Here is a 1,157-nt window from a genome sequence, read left to right as displayed (position 1 = left end):
GGGCGGGCCTTCCCGCCTCAGAACTCTTCCCAGCCTGCGTCCTGGGCGCGGCCATTGGCGACCTTGCGCGGGGCGGGGGCGGCCTTGGACTGGGCGAAGGCGGCCTCGGCGAGCTTGCGCAGCCGCTCCGGCTCGGCCGCCGGAGCCYTGGCGGATRCGGCCGGGGCGGCTGCCGTGACGGCGACAGGGCGCGCCGCGGCGCGAGGCGCGSCTTTCGCCGGGCGCGCKGCCGGGACAGGCTGCGGATAGCCTGACTGCCCCACCGCCTCGCGGCYGGTGCGGAAGGTCGCGACCAGCTCGTTGAGCTGGCCGATCCGGCCGGAAAGCGCATTGGCGGAGGCGGCGCTCTGTTCGGCCAGCGCCGCGTTCTGCTGGGTCATCTCGTCGAGATGCGCCACCGCCTGGCTCATCTCGTCGATGCCGTTGGCCTGCTCGCCCGACGCCGCCGAGATGTCGGCGATGGTCGCCGCCACCTTCTGCGAGGCTTCGAGGATGCGGCTGAGCTGGTCGCCGGCCTGGCGCACCAGCTTCACGCCCGCGCCGACCTCGACATTGGAGGAGGAGATCAGCCCGGAGATGTCCTTGGCCGCCTCGCCCGAGCGCTGGGCCAGGGTACGCACCTCGGAGGCGACGACGGCGAAGCCCTTGCCGGCCTCGCCGGCGCGGGCCGCCTCGACCGCGGCATTGAGCGCCAGCAGGTTGGTCTGGAAGGCGATGTCGTCGATGACGCGGATGATGTCGGAGATCTTCTGCGAGGCGCTCTCGATGCGGGCCATGGCCTCGACCGCCTGGCCGGCGATGGCGCCGCCGTTCTSGGCGGCCTGCATGGCGTCGTCGGCGATGCGGGCGGCRTCCTTCGAGGCCTGGGCCGAGGCCTTGACCGAAGCYGCGAGCTCCTCGGTGGTGGCGGCGGTCTCCTCGAGCGAGGAGGCCTGCTCCTCGGTGCGCTTGGAGAGRTCGTCGGARCCCATATGGATCTCGCGCGCGGCGAGACCGACATCGGCCGAGGTGGTCTGGATCGTCGCCACCGTGGCCGAGAGGCGGTCGACCGTCTCGTTGATCGCGCCCTTCAGATCGGCGAAGCGCCCGCGATAGGCCGTCTCGACCCGGTTGGTCAGGTCGCCACCCGCGATCGCCGACAGCGTCTGCGCAAACTC

The 1,157-nt window shown here is 72.5% G+C and carries 1 protein-coding gene; it reads right to left on the bottom strand.

The annotated features are described in order from the left end of the window. Positions 1-17 precede the first annotated feature (17 nt). Positions 18-1,157 (bottom strand): methyl-accepting chemotaxis protein (locus AB4Z10_RS29725; RefSeq protein WP_441473997.1); only part of this gene is annotated, 1,140 nt, incomplete at its 5' end.

Source organism: Allobosea sp. RAF48, from assembly GCF_052114025.1.
Lineage (GTDB): Bacteria > Pseudomonadota > Alphaproteobacteria > Rhizobiales > Beijerinckiaceae > Allobosea.
Note: the sequence above shows the minus strand (reverse complement) of the source record. Positions and strands in the feature narration are given on the sequence as shown.